At 34.9% G+C, this 14,364-nt stretch carries 11 protein-coding genes and 1 pseudogene; 10 read left to right on the top strand and 2 right to left on the bottom strand.

The window, feature by feature from the left end; genetic code table 11:
• Positions 1–176: 176 nt before the first annotated feature.
• Entirely contained in the window at positions 177–3,812 is a 3,636-nt protein-coding gene (locus tag ABWU23_RS02335) for a DEAD/DEAH box helicase (RefSeq protein ID WP_353270733.1), read from the bottom strand.
• Between the two features lie 419 nt (positions 3,813–4,231).
• On the opposite strand from ABWU23_RS02335, the gene ABWU23_RS02330 reads away from it, so the two are divergent.
• From ABWU23_RS02330 to ABWU23_RS02290, 9 genes and pseudogenes are all read left to right on the top strand, one after another.
• Positions 4,232–4,477: a hypothetical protein gene (locus ABWU23_RS02330; RefSeq protein WP_353270732.1), complete on the top strand. Its 246-nt coding sequence runs from the start codon at positions 4,232–4,234 to the stop codon at positions 4,475–4,477.
• A 78-nt stretch (positions 4,478–4,555) separates the two neighbouring features.
• A complete protein-coding gene (locus ABWU23_RS02325) occupies positions 4,556–8,332 on the top strand; it encodes a lipase family protein (RefSeq protein WP_353270731.1) in 3,777 nt (1,258 codons plus the stop codon).
• 103 nt (positions 8,333–8,435) lie between these two features.
• Complete coding sequence (ligA, locus tag ABWU23_RS02320; protein WP_353271034.1) at positions 8,436–9,767, top strand: NAD-dependent DNA ligase LigA; 1,332 nt, start codon at positions 8,436–8,438, stop codon at positions 9,765–9,767.
• Positions 9,768–10,168: 401 nt separating this feature from the next.
• Positions 10,169–10,414 (top strand): annotated as a pseudogene (locus ABWU23_RS02315) (PD-(D/E)XK nuclease family transposase); the annotation flags it as partial.
• Positions 10,415–10,871: 457 nt separating this feature from the next.
• A complete protein-coding gene (locus ABWU23_RS02310) occupies positions 10,872–11,015 on the top strand; it encodes a hypothetical protein (protein WP_265016318.1) in 144 nt (47 codons plus the stop codon).
• 37 nt (positions 11,016–11,052) lie between these two features.
• Positions 11,053–11,292 (top strand): reverse transcriptase N-terminal domain-containing protein, encoded by a 240-nt coding sequence (locus tag ABWU23_RS02305; RefSeq protein ID WP_253309103.1) that lies wholly within the window; start codon positions 11,053–11,055, stop codon positions 11,290–11,292.
• Positions 11,293–11,333: 41 nt separating this feature from the next.
• On the top strand, positions 11,334–12,182 hold the full coding sequence (gene ltrA / locus ABWU23_RS02300; protein ID WP_353271033.1) for a group II intron reverse transcriptase/maturase: 849 nt from the start codon (positions 11,334–11,336) through the stop codon (positions 12,180–12,182).
• A gap of 26 nt (positions 12,183–12,208) precedes the next feature.
• Positions 12,209–12,598, top strand: a complete 390-nt coding sequence (locus ABWU23_RS02295; RefSeq protein WP_353270730.1) for a group II intron maturase-specific domain-containing protein — start codon at positions 12,209–12,211, stop codon at positions 12,596–12,598.
• Positions 12,595–13,395 carry an Rpn family recombination-promoting nuclease/putative transposase gene (locus ABWU23_RS02290; RefSeq protein ID WP_265016317.1) on the top strand — a complete coding sequence of 267 codons (801 nt, stop codon included), beginning with the start codon at positions 12,595–12,597 and terminating at the stop codon, positions 13,393–13,395. The genes ABWU23_RS02295 and ABWU23_RS02290 overlap by 4 nt, the downstream gene beginning before the upstream one ends.
• A 34-nt stretch (positions 13,396–13,429) precedes the next feature.
• On the opposite strand, the gene ABWU23_RS02285 is transcribed toward ABWU23_RS02290, so the two are convergent.
• Positions 13,430–14,068 (bottom strand): latrotoxin-related protein, encoded by a 639-nt coding sequence (locus ABWU23_RS02285; RefSeq protein WP_353270729.1) that lies wholly within the window; start codon positions 14,066–14,068, stop codon positions 13,430–13,432.
• A 5-nt stretch (positions 14,069–14,073) separates the two neighbouring features.
• Between ABWU23_RS02285 and ABWU23_RS02280 the strand changes: the two genes are divergently transcribed.
• On the top strand, positions 14,074–14,298 hold the full coding sequence (locus tag ABWU23_RS02280) for an ankyrin repeat domain-containing protein (protein WP_253309672.1): 225 nt from the start codon (positions 14,074–14,076) through the stop codon (positions 14,296–14,298).
• Positions 14,299–14,364: the final 66 nt, after the last annotated feature.

Raw genomic sequence — 14,364 nt, 5'->3', positions numbered from 1 at the left:
TGTATCTTTTTGGTTTTAATTTCAAGAACCTCCCTTCAGAAAGCCCTATATCTCTGCTTTTTTTGACTACTACAAAAGAAGCTTTTCTGTTGGAGACATAAATTTTGATCTTTGTCTCTATTTTGAACTATTGAGCGGTAGTTATCTGGTTCTTTACATTAAATAACTCAGATATATTATAGTGCATTTTTTATATTAACTAAATCTCTTAACCGGTCATTGTTAAATTCTGTAATCCAACTCTCGCCACTACTTATAGTTAGGTTTGCCAATTCCTTCTTGCTTTGAATCATCTCATCAATACGCTCTTCAAATGTACCTGTTGAAAGTAGCCTGTACACTATAACATTACGTTCTTGCCCGATACGATAGGCCCGATCTGTTGCTTGTGCTTCCACTGCTAGGTTCCACCATAAGTCATAATGTATTACATGATTTGCTGCTGTTAAATTAAGTCCTGTTCCTCCAGCTTTTAAAGACACTATAAGAATGTTGGACTGGAATAAGTTTTGAAAGTCATTAACCATTTCGTCTCGTGCTTTACGGGACAGTCCTCCATGTAAAAATGGCACTTTTGATTCAAACCTTTCTTCAAGCAATTTAGATATAATTTCACCCATTTCAGTGTATTGAGTAAATATCAATGATTTTTCTGCAACTTCACCAATACTAATCAATATTTCCTCAAGCATCTGCATTTTACCGGATTGTTCAATACTCGCACGCTTTTTCTTGCCAAACTGTGATGGATGGTTACAAATTTGCTTTAAAGCATTGATAAGTTTAAAGATTAGTCCCTTACGTTCAATTCCTTCACTTTTTTCTATTTTTCCCATATTCGCATCAACAACTTCTTGGTAAAGAGCCGCTTGCTCTGGAGTGAGAAAACAATAACAATTACTCTCAATTTTATCTGGTAAATCCTGAATAATGCTTTTATCGCTCTTAAGTTTACGTAACATAAAAGGGCTAGTTATTTTCATGAACCTTTCTAGGCAAGATTTATCTCTCTCTTTCTCAATTGGTATTGCAAAGTTGGTCTTAAACTGGGTAGCACTACCTAGGTAAGATTTATTGGTAAAATCAAAAATACTCCAATACTCTAGCAGTCTATTCTCAACAGGTGTACCACTCATAGCTATTCTACATTTTGCTTTTATAGCTTTAATTGCTCTGGTTTGGTCAGCGTCACGGTTCTTAATATTTTGTGCTTCATCAATTACGAGCAAAAACCATCCAACTTTGTCAAGTTCTCTCTTATCGCTACGTGCAATACCATAAGATGTTAGAGCCACATCATAATCACTTGCTAATTCTCGATTTTGTCCGTGATAGATGAAAAGCTTTAATTCTGGTGCAAAACGTTCCATCTCTCGTTGCCAATTACTTAATATGCTTGTTGGAGCTACTATCAAAACTCTATCCCGATTTAAAAATCCTGCATTTTTACAATATAGAATAGCTGCAATAACTTGTATAGTCTTACCAAGACCCATATCATCAGCAATTATGCTACCAAACCCACTTTCTATGTTCTGTACAAGCCAGCTAAATCCGCGTTCTTGATATGAGCGCAATTGTGCTGTCAGATTGTTTGGCGTAGTTACAGGTGTATAAGTGTTAAGTTTTTTAAACAAGCTTGTAAGCTGCTGGTCAAATGCTACTTTAGTTTCATCCAACTCACCTGTTAAAACAGCTTGCACGAGTTCTGCTCGATTGAGAGAATTAGGTAGCTTATCAAGTTTCTTTAGTAAACCTCCTACTTGTTTGTCATCTAGAAGTACATACTGATCCATAATACGCACAAGTTTACGAGAGTTTTTTAGTAGCCTCTTAAACTCTGAAATACTAAACTTCTTATCACCTATTGATACTCTCCAATCAAACTTTAATATGTCCTCAAACATCATGAAGATTTCGTGATTATCATCATCTTCTTCTTTTATTTCATCTTTAGTAGACAAGTTAAGACTTAATTGCGGTTTGAAGACTTTTTGCAAGGATTCTGGTAAAACAGCTACAATGCCAATCGTTCTTAATATCGGCAAAGTGTCTGTAAACACTGATGAGAAACGATCTAAGTATAGAAATAATGTACGATTACTGTTGATTGATTTTTCTAATTCTGGTATATGCTCAAGCAAAAATGCAAGGTCAGATAAAATACTCAGTCTTAATTCTTTATTTTGATTAGGAAGTGCCTTATCTAATTTCATCGGTGGCTCTGTACCGTCCAGAGATATCTGTACGTCAAGTTCAAATCTGTCGTAATGATCCCGTATAATTAAATGAAATTTGTATGGTTTACCTGCTAAGTAAAGGTGTGACAACCAGACATTAATTATTTGCGATTTTTCTTTGTCGATTAGTCCATGAAACTTTTGATACTTGCCAGTGAAAAACAGTCTAAAGATGTTCACATATTTATATTCATCAAGTGATACAGGAAAATTGTTTGTTATATATCCTAAAAGGATGAGAGAAGTAGCAACATTTACCTGTTCCTCTGGTTCTATAGCACGTCCCTTGTACTGCACCAATAGAGGCGGACAAATAGATGATATCTTGCTATGAATTTCCTTAACTGATTCATTAAACAACGCAGGAATCCATCTCATTATAATTTCTTCTCTTTTGTTTTGTAATACTTGTGGTATTAGCGCTGACTTTTCCATCAGCATATGTGCAAACTGTGAAATCATATGCATGAAGCGAAGTTCAGGATTAAGCCTGTGAAGTAACGAATTAGGAATGTCGTTTAAAAATTGTGCTACATTTTTTGGTAAATTTTTATCGGTTGCAAATAACTTACTTATACCATTGTTTACCTGAATCAGTTGATAACGATCATCAATAAATAGTTGAAATGTTTGCCAATGTTCGATATGCACCCATTTCTCAATAAACAGTTCTTCTTCTGTAAAAGACTGATTTCCTGTGGGATATCTTTGCCAATGCTTATAAGCTGTTTGCAAGGTATGGCAAAAGTTTTTCTCAAAAAAAAGCGGATTATTCGTCAAAATACTGCAAACACAATTAGCAAGGTCAGGAATAGTTGATAAGTCAATGTTATCTAAAATTACTTGATTGGAAGTTGCTTGATCGCATGGTTTAAATACATCATCAAGCGTTAAGATTTTTTGAACATCTCCTAATTTTCCATCCCAAAAATCATCAATGAATGCTAGTAAGTTACAATTACGAATATTAAAAGCCAATAAAGGATTTCTATCAATCTCTTTAGCAATAAGATAAATTACAGCAGCAATATGCTTACAAGGTACAGCCCAATCAGGACAATTGCATCTTGCATTTATTTCTTTCCGCTCTGAAGTAAACAATTTCGTACCAAGATCATTGAGCTTATCAAGCAAATTGATCGTTCTTACTTCTCTCCATTTTAAAGAAAACAATTTAGTGTAAAAATTATTGAGTTTATCAAACAAGCTGATTGTTTTTATTTCTTTCCATTTTGAGGGAAACAACTTAATGCCAGAATCATTGAGTTTATCAAGTAAGCTGCTCGGTAACCGTCTGTTTATTAACCGAGATAATATAGCTGGTGAAGTTTTTATAATTTGATGAATGGCATGCTTCTCTGAAGCATTGAATTCTCTTAGTATAACTTCAACTCTATATGATTGACCCGAACCATAAACTTTAGCTACGATTACATTACTATTAATTTTAATACCAGAGACTCTCCCATCATTGGCATAGGTTCTACCACGTTGTAATCGATTATCGCAGTCAACTCCACCAAGGCATTGAAGCCACTTCTTACTCCACCATGTTCTTCCATAAATAGTCATTTTATAAAATCGTATATTTCAATATAAATAAATTGAATATTAATCTTATAGATAATTTTTCTAAATATATCAAACCCACCTTAAACAACTATAGTGTTTCTTCAGAGCAAGCTACCAATTTTAGAACGGTTTAACATCAATTACTACTATAAAACGCCAACAGAAATAAGTTAAAATAAGCATTTGTTTGTTGCTATAGATCAAATTTACTTATGTTGAGCTGCATAAAAGTGCAACCAAGACTATACAAAAAGACTTAAAACTCTCAAAACCTTATGAATTTATATGTAACCAGTGCTCCTAATTTATTTACAATTCATCACTCTCTGTGACCATACAGAATTGGGGTTAAAAGGTTTGCTTGGCAAAATTAATGTTTAGTGGTATACTTAAGAAGTTATATTAATAGGGGTAATATATTGGTTATTCAAACTAATTCTTTAACATCAAGTACTGCAAGTTTGCCAACTGAAGATTCAAGTTGGGTTAATGTAAATCAAGAGGAAGCTGAAGTTAAGGAGCATCACCATTCTGAAGGTTCAGATATTGAAGTAGAAGATTTATTTGTTGTAGTTCCTGAAAGTTTAACTTTTGCTAAAATAATAAATATTCTAAATAATGCCATAGAGTATAATAATTATAAAGAATTAGATACGATTGTATGAAGCATTGAAGATTATGATGGTCAACCTGTTAAATTAGATAATGAAAATCTCAAAAATTTCTGTTTAAATCAACTTAACTTGGACTTAGAAAAGAGAAGCGATCACCGACATATATATTCAAATATACTGTCACAATATAGTTTTGATCAAGTAAAATGCAATTATAGTTATCCAGTAAAAGAGCTGGTACTTTTAGCAATTGCAGCTAATGACAAACTTGCAGAAAAATACCAGGACATACTTTTTGCTGAAGGAAATTTGAGTCTTTTACCTCTACTTATTGGCAGTCAAAAATATATTGCAGCTTTTATAGAGAGATTTCCTGACCTTTATATTGAATTAAAAGATCAAGTTGTACAACTTAACGAGCTCAACAAGATTGGCTTTTTCTCAATTATAGCGCTAAGAAAAGAGCAGAATTTATTGAACTCAGTTCTTGTAGAAGATGTCTTAGGAGATCTTAAAGCAGTATTGCAAGAAGGTAGCCCTGACTCTTTATATGGTGTACTTGAAACAGCATCTCTCGCTAAAAATAAAGACTTTATGAAGATAGTACTGGATTCACTTGAAAGATATATTGATGATCAGGCTAAAAAAGATCTATTAAAAAAGTGTATTGTTACTTTTTTAGAAACTGTAATAAGCCAGGAGCATGTTTCAATTGTTGAGTACTTGTGCAGAGAACGTATTGAAAAGAAAGGTTCAATAATTCAAGAAATCTATAAAGAAGCATTTGCAGATGAGAAAATTATTGAACAAATTAAAAACCAGGTTCTAAAAAATATTGATAGTGCAGGTAATGGACGTAAGGAAAAAAAACAAAAAATTTATGACCTAGTTTTGCAAGCCGCCTCATGTACTGGCAGTACAGATTTTATAATAAAAGTACTAGATTTAATTAAAAATGATTCCAAATTTTCAGGCGATACAGATAGGCAGACCTTCTTGCAAAATAGTCTAGTTACTATTTTAGATAATGTTATACGTGAAAAACATTCCTCAATTATTCAAAATGTGTACACAAATTTTATATTGAAACTCGCTGAAAATTCAGGAGTGGAGTTTTTAACCATCCAACAAAGATATCAAAACGCTTGTCATACTTTTATAAGTGTAGATAATAATGTTGCCGGTCAGTTTAATGAGGAACTTAATGAAGATGATTCAAATCTAGAACAAGATAAATTTGAAATAACTGATATTCAAGAAGAGCAAAGGCCAGGTATTTTAGGACCAAATAAAACTGAAATTGCAGGATTTAGCCAAGAGAAGTTATTAGAAATCATCAATTTTGTTAAGATAGGCTATTATGTTAGTGATTATAACCTTAATAGTCAAAAGTTTTCTGAGTTAGAGGAAAGATCTTATAAAGTTCCAGCTAAACTTAAGGAAGAAGGATATAAAATTGTTCAGTTTTATAACGTGAATGATGGTAAACAATATCGACATGCTGGTTACGTTTTTATAAAAGATAAGGAAATAACTATAGTTTACCGCGGTAGTCGTAATCTCTTTGACTATATTACAGATATTAGAATACCTTTAATTTGTGCACCTGGGCTTTTACCTGAAGGTGGAAAGATCCACTCAGGTTTTTATTCTTTATTTAAGGATTCTTGGGGCAGTGTTTATGAGATACTAAGAGGGTATGCTAATGATCAAAAGTTAGAAATTAAAGATTTTAAAATTAACCTTACAGGTCATAGTATGGGAGGTGCCATTGCCACCATAGCTGCTCTATGTTTAAGTGTAAGAGAGGGTGCAGAAGATTTGCATGTTGCAACTTTTGCTTCTCCAAGGGTTTTTGACCCTTCTGCTGCTAAGGTTTATGAAGAGCGCCTTGGAAAGAAAACTATTAGAGTAGTTAATCAATCAGATTTCATACCTTCATTACCATCTGGTTCTATGGGTTATAAGCACGTGGGTGAACAATTAAGGGCAACTAGTGATTCTTATGCCCATTCATTAGACATATATCGCAATCTTATTATAAATATTGAACCTGACCAATTTAAGTCTGATAATAGTGTATCTATATACTATTATCCTTCTTACCTTGTTACAGCATTCTATAATGTATTCACTGCACCAAGTTACCTCATTCCAAATACCCATTCAAATGGTGATGAGCAGTATTTTAAACAAGTAAAGAACAAACATAAAGATGCTTCACTTTCTGAAATGATGAAATATTCTGGATCTAGTAATGAACAGAAAGTAGTAATTTATGAGGATTCTGAACCTGGTGAAGACGGGTTTATAACCTTTGTGATGCCATCTTTACCTAGACATGAAAGAGGTGAAGGGTTAAAAGTTAACGTTCCTGATATTGCTTTTTTTGTTAACAGTAATTATTATCTCAGTGGAGACACTATTAGTCTGAGGCTATTGAAAACCTTAATTGATAACTATCCAGGAAGCTTGGCACTTATGAAGAAAGAGAAAAAGAGTAATAAACTTAATGGAGGTTCTTCTTCTACCGCAGCTATCTCAACGTTAACAATAGCTGAAGTTTCTTCAACGAATTCATCTTTAGGTGATCATAGCAATAATAATGTACAAATCGCAGTGCAGAGTGATGAGAATCAGCAAATGAATGCTGAAAAAGCTGGTAGCAGTAACACTCCAGGAATTCCTGAACAAATACTTGTAACAAGTAATGAAAAAGAGCTTGTAGCAAGTACAGGTTACGGTATGGGAGATGTCATTACCAAAACAGGAAATGCAGGAGATTTGCGTGTTGCAACTTTGGGTACTCAACAGGTTGTTCCTCATGGTGGTGCTAAAATTCTTAACAAGTTTTATAAAAAGAATGCTACTGGGCTTTCAGTCGAGTTTATTGCTGGTAATATTAGTGAGATAGTACAGAAGTTTCTTAACGCTGGGATATCACAAGTCGTAGTTTCTACCTCCACTGGTAGTTCCGTATCCTTGGGTTTTAATGATATTAGTAAAGCAAGTCAAGGAGGACTTCAAAAAATAGCAAAAGCACTTATGGACTTGTTTACAAGAGGTGAATCTAATAGTAGAACTGTCAATGCTATTACTAATTTTTCTACTGTTAAAACACCAGCCTTAGAACAAGAAAATAATACTCATGGCAACGATCAACAACCAAGTGATTCTGTTTCTAATATTCAAAGTGATGATGTAGAAGTCGGTAGCACTACTATAAATGATCAATCAACCTCTATTATCAGTAGCGATGGTGAGGATAAACAAATTCCTGTTCAACAAGCAATTCCTATAGTTCTCAAGAAATCAGAAGAACTTGCTGCACAAACTGCTCAAGATATATCAGTTGGAGATGATGTAGCAGCTTCCGTTATTAGTAATGATAATCATAGTGATTCAAGTGGAATTCAGTTACAAGCTACTGTTCAACAATTTATTAATAAAGATGGTACTGCACCATCTGTTCAACTAGCTGCACCTAAAAGTTTAGATAAGAATAGTGGTAAAAAAGATACACAACCAAAACTAATACCAACAGGGGTACCTTTAGTAGCTAGTAAAGACTCTAACCAAGTAAATAATGTTCAAGGTAACAGCAAACAACCTAGTTATCCAGACAAAAACAACCCTGCTCCACAAAATGCAAAAAGTAAGTTGCCTGTGATAGCTGCTGCTATGTTAGCAATAACCGGAGTTGCTACAGGGATAGCTATTGCAGTTTACTTGGAAATGCTAATGGTAGGAATAGCAGTTGGAGCTTGTTGTCTAGTTGCAGCTACAATCATATATTACTGTAACAGACCTTCAAATTTAGTTGAACCTCCAGCTAGTTGTAATAGGCCTTCAAGTTTACTTGAGGGTAGTAATGTTAAACCTCCAGCTAGTGCATCCATTGTATAATAAGTTGAAGAATAAATATAGTAGTTTACCATTTAATAATTAATTATCATCATGTTAATTATTGTAAAATAAGAACCAAAGCCTGATTTAAAATGCGTACTCGATAAATACTTCGGCGAAAGTACTCAGGTACTTTGCCTATTCTTTAATTGGTGGAGCAGAAAAGACTCAATTTGAAGTATTAAACAAGTTAAAAGAGCTAGGATTCTGTGTTAATGAGTATAAATTTTTAGCAAACAATGTGGACGAAATGCTGGGGTTTTATAACAGAATCTGTGATAATCGCCATGAATTAGGTTACGATGTCGACGGGGTAGTCTATAAAATTAATAACTTACAGTTGCAAGAACATCTTGAAAATACTAACAAGGCACCACGTGAATCTACAGCACACAAACTTCCTGCAACTCAAGGAAAAACCAAGATAAAGAAGATATCAGTACAAGTAGGCAAAACAGGTCAATTAACTCCAATCGCTGAATTAGTTCCGATAAATATAGGAGGGGTTCTCATTACTAGGGCAAATCTGTATAATAAAGATGAAATTAAGCGCAAAGACATAAGGGAAGGTGATATCGTAGTAGTAGAACGAGCTGGAGATGTTATTTCCCGCATTGTAGAAGTGGATAAAAAGTCTCGTTCTCGGAATACACCAAAGTTTATATTTCCTGATACTTGCCCGGAATGCGGAAGTGCAGTAGATATATTTAAAGATGAAGCTACAGCTAGATGTTCCGGAGAAAACGGTTGCCAAGCACAGCGAATAGGAAAGTTAAAATATTTTATGGAAGTTCTTGACATTAAAGGTTTTGGCAGTAACCAAGTGGAGTTCCTTTATGACCTTGGTTTGATAAGGAAAATATCTGACATTTTTGCTCTCGAAGAAAAACTCAAAAATTTCAACTTAAGTGAACAAGAGGGATGGGGTGAAAAATCAATATCTAATTTATTGAACTCAATCAACAGCAGAAGAACTGTAACGCTTGAAAAGTTTATAACTTCTTTGGGAATTAGACTTGTAGGACCACACGTAGCAAAAATACTAGCTAATCATTACAAATCTTATGATGGTTGGTATGAAGTTATGGCTCAATTACCTTATGATAGAGAAGCTCCTGATAAATTAATGAGCATAATAGGCATAGGCGAAGAAACTATAACTTCCTTGGAGGAATTTTTCTCTGATGAGGATAATATTGAAATGGTAAATGACCTTGCTGCTCAGTTAAATATTCTGCCTGTGGTTGCTAATACTAGCAATTCCATTTTTAATGGCAAAACAGTAGTTTTTACTGGAAAACTTTCAAAAATGGAAAGAAATGAAGCGCAAGCACTAATGGAATCTTTAGGCGCAATTGTGAGTTCAAATGTATCGCCTAAAACGGACTTCTTGGTTGTCGGTGAAAAACCTGGTCAAAGTATAAAAAAGCTTTAGAACTAGGTGTTAAAATTTTAACTGAGAAAGAATGGCTTTTTCATCATAAAAGAAACACTTAGACCAGTTCAGAATGGCCTTTATATGTATAACTTCAATTTTGGGGGCATAACTACTTAATTTCATCGCCAGGTTAGTCTCTTACACCAAAAATAAGTGTTTTTAGAGCTCTTTATAGCTCATGAATTCATTTGCAGGGGTTTTTAGGCGCTTTATGAGGGGGTTATAAAAAGATCTACAAAAAGGACCTCTAAGGTGCGTAGTAGTATTCTAAAGCCATCTATGGGAGACATTTTTTTCATCAACGCATTCAAAACTTAAAAAAATAAACTAAAAATAAAGAAGTTGAATATTTTTTCAGAATTATGTATAATTATTAATGCTTTTTAGGTACCCTTGCTATGGCTCTTTCGAAGTTTCTCGATCCAAAGAATGATGTCGCCTTTCGCCGTATCTTTGGTACTGAAAAGAATAAAGATATCCTCATTCACTTCCTCAATGATATTCTGGGTTTTGCTGGCAAAAATGCAATACAGGATATAGAGTTTTTAAGTACTATTCAAGACCCTGATATCGCCGCTAAAAAGCAAAGTATTGTTGATGTTCTCTGTAGAGATTCTACAGGTGCTCAATACATTTGCGAGATGGTGCGACCTGAAAGTCTTCGGTCATATTGTTTAAAGGGAGAGGAATTCCTTCAGAAAGAAACTGAAAGAATTCTAAAACTTATTAAACCAGATGTTTTGCCATATGAGTCTACGCATCAGTGCGAATCGGGTAACCGGTTGGTGCCGAGCGATGCGGACAATGAAACTCCCTCCTCTTGAAAAAAGAAGATGCGTAATCGTAAGAGGAGCATAAACTACAAGCATCATGTGGTTGGAGGGCTAGGCTAGTGGTATGGTGAACGTAAGTGAAGCTTCGTAAGTATCGTAAAAATTGAAGAGCTAAAGATGCTGATAAGCTCTGACCAAAAGGTAATGTGGATAAGTTACATTTTTCATCTCTAGATGTACGCAAATAATAACTCCACCGGTATAGAGAAGTCACCTAACCCACTGTTGTATGACAGAAGGAACAGGGTAAGCCTGTATTTCCGCCTATATGGCAAGCAAACCGCAAGGAACGCTGATGAAAATGCAGGTAAAGGAAAATGGAGAAAGCGAATGCCATTTTGTAACGAAATGGATAGAATTTGTAACATTAATTCGCGTGAAAACGAGCAGACTTCCATTTGGTCCCTCGTGACAAGAAACTTTGTCAACCACTTAAGGTAGGAAAGCAGATGATTACAAGTAAAACTGTAAGTGCACCTACCAACAGCTCCGAAGCATGGAACCAGTTGCCATGGAAGAAATGCCAAAAGGTTGTTATGAGGCTACAAAGGCGTATTGTTAAGGCTGTTCAAGAAGGAAGATGGAGTAAGGTAAAATCTTTACAACATCTCTTAACACGCTCTTTTAGTGGAAAAGCTTTAGCCATTAAAAGAGTAACTGAAAACCAAGGAAAAACACAGCAGGTGTAGATCGTCAACTATGGTCAACTTACAATGCTAAATTTCAAGGAATAAAGCAGTTAAAACAAAGAGGGTATAAACCTTCTCCGCTAAAACGAATTTATATCAGTAAATCTAATGGCAAAAGAAGACCTCTTGGAATACCCACGATAAAAGATAGAGCCATGCAAGCATTATATTTGTTTGCTCTGGAACCGATAGCTGAAACAATCAGTGATCGTCACTCTTATGGCTTTAGATCTAAAAGATCCTGCGCAGATGCTATTGTTGCTTGTCACTTATTACTGGCAAGGCGCAATCGACCACAATGGATACTAGAAGGTGATATCAAAGGGTGCTTTGACAACATTAACCATGAATGGCTTATGAAGCACATTCCTATGGAGAGAAAAATTCTCCATAGTTGGTTAAAGGCTGGTTTCCTAGAATCAAAAACCTTGTACCCCACAACTGCTGGTACCCCGCAAGGAGGTATAATCTCTCCAGTACTAGCTAACTTTACCTTAGATGGTCTTGAAAAATTATTAGAAAGTCGTTTTGGTAAACTAGGTAGCAAAAGAAGAGAAAAAATCAGAAGTGGAGTAAATTTAATCAGATACGCAGATGACTTTATCATCTCAGGAAACACATGTGAAGTACTGGAAGATGAAGTCAAGCCATTAGTATCATCCTTCCTTTGTGAGAGAGGTCTAGCTCTGTCAGAAGAAAAGACAAAGATTACATTTATTACAAAAGGGTTCGATTTTCTCGGTTGTAATGTACGTAGATACAGCAAGAAATTAATTATTACGCCTTCGAAGGAAAGTGTTAAGAGGTTTCTTAAAAAAGCGCGTGCATTAATAAAAGCAAATATAGGTAGTTCACAAGCTGTAGTAATTAAATCACTCAATCCTTACTAAGAGGATGGGGAAACTATTACCGTCATGTGTGTGCTAAAAAAGCGTTTAGTAAGATCGACAATGAAATTTGGCATAGTTTATGGAAATGGGCAAAGAAAAGACATCCCCGTAAAGGGTTACGTTGGATAAAGAATCGCTACTTCAAAGTAACGAATCATCGTCAATGGGTCTTTGCTACTTCTGTATGCAAGAACAAACCAAAGGAAATAAGGTTTATGAGCTTACTCAAACTAAGCGATATTCCTATTAGACGTCATATTAAAATCAGGGCGGATACAAATCCACTTGACTTAAAATGGAAAAAGTATTTTGATAAAAGAGTGAAACGAACAAGAATGTTAGCAAGCTCTTTCTCAAGAGAAGGTTCTCTACTGTTAGTGTCACCACTAAAGATGCTGTTTTCCGAGGAATCATGAAAGACAAGCCGGTTCGAGAAAAGAAGAACTTAGATAAGGGGCTCAAGCGCAGTGCTGGGAAACCTGCATGCTGCGTTTCTAAGGGAGGGAGTAGTAGTAATACTACTTCCTTACCTAACCAGGTCGCTAAAACTAAAGGCTTTGAAAAACGCGCCCAATACTATGCTGCCAAAGCCTATTCAAGACAGGCTGACAAGGGCGATCAATACCATGACCTTAAGGAAATTATCTTCATTGCTATAGCAGATTGTGTACTGTTTCCTAATAAATCTGAGTACAAATCAAAGCATACTATTCGAGATGAAGACACTAATGAACACGATCTAAAAGATTTTTATTTTATATTTATTGAATTGCCAAAATTTCCGAAAACAAAAGAAGATCAGTTAGAAAATATAGTTGAAAAATGGATATACTTCTTTAAATATGCAGATGAGACTAGTGAAGAAGAGCTGGAAAAAATAATAGGTAGTGATGTAATAATTAAAAAGGCCTATGAAGAGCTAAATAGATTCAATTGGTCAGAGAAAGAATTTATTGCCTACGAACAGGAAATAAAACGTATTCTTGATGAACAGGCTGTCCTCGCTCAAAAAATTGATGATGCTACTGAAAAAGGCATAAAAATCGGACATGAAAAAGGCAGAGCAGAAGGTAGGGAAGAGGGCAGAAAAGATAGGGATATTGAAGTCGCAAAAAACCTACTTAAGGCTGGCGTTTCCATTGATACCATCTCCCAAGCGACCGGTCTTCCTAAAGCTGAAATAAAACAACTTCAGGAAGAAAATACTTTTTAACCATTTTTGTTAAGCTCTTCACAAAAGAGGGATTTCATAGCCCTAAAACATGCTTTATGCCTTTAACTACTGATGTATCGCTTAAGAAGGTATCAGGCTTTTTAGATGGCTCCATTGCAACTACTTTCCTTGAAACACTAGATGTTGGCTGATCTGTAGTCTGCTTTTGTTGTAGAAATACAGTTTCCTTTTTAGCTAAAAACTCTTCTAGATGGCTTTTCACATGAACTAGAAACTCACCAGTTTGTTCAAACTCTGGACAAGCTTCTTTTGCAGATGAGTATAAGGTTTTTGATATTTCAGAGAATTTACCACTTCTTATTTGCCCGGCCACCTTTAAGAATACTTCTACAGGATTAAATTTTAGATTTGTAACTGGTATTCCTGACTCAATAGCAGCACCCTCTAATGCTTGTTCAAATTCTTTTGCAATAGGTAATGCATAAATTTGCGCTTCCTGTTCAGAAATACTCCTTATATCGTTAGAAATATACTTTTGGCCTGTAACTTTTCTTATAAATACATCTAATAAAAGAAGTGTACCATTTGTATCAATACCTTGAGCTGTAATAGCTTTAGAAGGTTGGGAATGCTTCATATCTATAGCTGGCTTAAAAGGAGAAGAGATAAACTGAGGAGGCCAACATTCATGCTCAAGCCCAGAATGGTGCAACACCTTTGCACTTTGCTGCTTCTTATGGTCACTTAGATACAGCCAAGTTTCTTGTGGAAAAAGGGGCTAATATTAATGTTGAAGATAATTATAAAAATACCCCTATGGGTTTAGCTATTGCACAAAACAAGCAAGATATTATAGAATTTTTTAATGTACTATTACCTACTCCTAACTCTAGTCTTGAAGGAGTTTCTACCTGTAGTGGCAATACTAGGTTGCAGAAGTGATTTTTGGGAGCTATTCAAAACCTCATACGCTCAAGGTAAGGAGAAATAGCAGGGAAATAAATATTG

It is taken from the genome of Wolbachia endosymbiont (group A) of Hedychridium roseum, assembly GCF_964028325.1.
Classification (GTDB): Bacteria; Pseudomonadota; Alphaproteobacteria; order Rickettsiales; family Anaplasmataceae; genus Wolbachia.
Note: the sequence above shows the minus strand (reverse complement) of the source record. Positions and strands in the feature narration are given on the sequence as shown.

Excerpts from the sequence above, each read along its gene's own strand:
- ABWU23_RS02335 (WP_353270733.1), bottom strand. The coding sequence starts at position 3,812 with ATGACTATTTATGGAAGAACATGGTGGAGTAAGAAGTGGCTTCAATGC.
- ABWU23_RS02310 (WP_265016318.1), top strand. The coding sequence starts at position 10,872 with ATGGCAAGCAAACCGCAAGGAACGCTGATGAAAATGCAGGTAAAGGAA.
- ABWU23_RS02305 (WP_253309103.1), top strand. The coding sequence starts at position 11,053 with ATGATTACAAGTAAAACTGTAAGTGCACCTACCAACAGCTCCGAAGCA.
- ABWU23_RS02290 (WP_265016317.1), top strand. The coding sequence starts at position 12,595 with ATGAAAGACAAGCCGGTTCGAGAAAAGAAGAACTTAGATAAGGGGCTC.